Here is a 1,853-nt window from a genome sequence, read left to right on the forward strand (position 1 = left end):
ACATACCAAACGACACAGGCGAATACCCGGTCTTGCGGAGCACTTCACGGATCAGCATCTCCGCGCCCTGATCATGCTGAAGGACACGGATCTCGGGCTGATGGAACTGGAGCATCGACATCGAGGTACCTGTCGAGCCGACACCAGTGCCGACTGCCTGAAACACTTCCCGATCCTCCGACAGCGCCATGCCTTTGCCGGGGGACTGTCTGAATAACGGTGGATCCGGTCCTTGATTCAACACGCCGAGCTGAGCTTGGCGGGAAGGATCGACGATGACCGAAACACTTGATCCCATGGCAGAGACTGAGGTGGATCAGAAGCAGTTGGCCGAGCAGCTCCTGGCTCAGGCCAAGGAGCAGGGCGTGGAGTTGATGGGCCCGAACGGACTCCTCAATCAACTCACCAAAAACGTCCTAGAGACCGCGTTAGACGCGGAGATGACCGAGCACCTGGGCTACGAGAAGCACGATGCCGCCGGCCGCGGCAGCGGCAACTCGAGGAACGGTACCCGTTCGAAGACGGTGCTCACTGAGATCGGGCCGGTGGAGATCGAAGTGCCACGCGACGTCGATTCTTCGTTCGACCCGCAGATTGTTAAGAAGCGTCAGCGACGCTTGACGGGTATCGATGAGATCGTATTGTCATTGACGGCAAAGGGTTTGACGACCGGCGAGATATCCGCGCACTTTCAAGATATTTACGGAGCGTCGGTGTCGAAGGACACGATCTCGCGGATCACCGACAAGGTCGTCGGGGAAATGACGGAGTGGCAGAACCGGCCACTTGATCGGGTGTATCCGGTGATGTTCATCGATGCGGTGCACGTGAAGGTTCGCGATGGGCAGGTCACCAACCGGCCGATGTATGTCGCGATCGGCGTCACCGTCAATGGCGAACGCGACATCCTCGGGATCTGGGCCGGCGAGGGCGGAGAGGGCGCAAAGTTCTGGCTCTCGGTCCTGACCGAGATCAAGAACCGTGGTGTGGCGGACGTCTGCATCGTTGTGTGCGACGGACTCAAAGGATTGCCTGAAGCGATCAACACCGTCTGGGAACTCGCTGTGGTGCAGACGTGCATTATTCATCTGATACGCAACACTTTTCGCTTTGCCTCTCGTAAATATTGGGATGCGATGGCGCGTGATCTCAAACCTGTCTACACCGCTCCGTCGGAGTTTGCGGCCAGGGAACGATTCGCTGAGTTCACGCAGAAATGGGGGCAGCAGTATCCAGCGATTATCAAGATGTGGGACAACGCGTGGAGTGAGTTCGTTCCGTTCCTGGACTACGACGTCGAGATCAGGCGCGTCATCTGCTCGACGAACGCGATCGAGTCTGTCAACGCTCGCTACAGGCGCGCAGTACGGGCGCGTGGGCACTTCCCGACTGAGCAGGCGGCGCTCAAATGCTTGTACTTGGCCACGCGTGCTCTGGACCCGACAGGGAAAGGTAAGGCACGATGGGCAATGAGGTGGAAGCCCGCGCTCAATGCGTTTGCGATCACCTTCGAAGGACGCATCACCCTGAACGGTAACTAACCGACATCAAGGTCGGATCCACCGTTAATCGGACACTCCCGGATGCATCGTAGCGAACGGGAGTGGTGTTGTTTTGGGAATATTGGGTGATGAAATCGGTTGGATCCGCCGAGGTTGGTATCCACATGGTCGGAAGATTCCAAGAGCGTGATGTTTGGGTGCCTTTTGTGGGTCCCAATGCCGCTATACGCATTTCGATGCTGTCCAACGCGTTTTGGCTGCGCGTAGACCCAGCCCATGCTTGTAACGATCTCCTGAGAGCGTTGGGTCGGTGGCGTCGAGTTGGTCGAAACTTGCTTGAAAGAATTTGAG

1 protein-coding gene and 1 pseudogene are annotated in these 1,853 nt (G+C 57.5%); one reads left to right on the forward strand and one right to left on the reverse strand.

Annotated elements, in window-relative coordinates; all coding sequences use genetic code 11:
- Nucleotides 1–298: pseudogene (locus ACF08D_RS31260) on the reverse strand (hypothetical protein); the annotation flags it as partial.
- Here ACF08D_RS31260 and ACF08D_RS31265 point away from each other — a divergent pair.
- Nucleotides 276–1,541 (forward strand): IS256 family transposase, encoded by a 1,266-nt coding sequence (locus ACF08D_RS31265; RefSeq protein WP_003943361.1) that lies wholly within the window; start codon nt 276–278, stop codon nt 1,539–1,541. The pseudogene ACF08D_RS31260 and the gene ACF08D_RS31265 sit on opposite strands and share 23 nt — an antisense overlap.
- The last annotated feature ends 312 nt before the right edge of the window (nt 1,542–1,853 follow it).

It is taken from the genome of Streptomyces sp. NPDC015131 (genome assembly GCF_043079975.1).
In the GTDB taxonomy this organism is placed as follows: domain Bacteria; phylum Actinomycetota; class Actinomycetes; order Streptomycetales; family Streptomycetaceae; genus Streptomyces.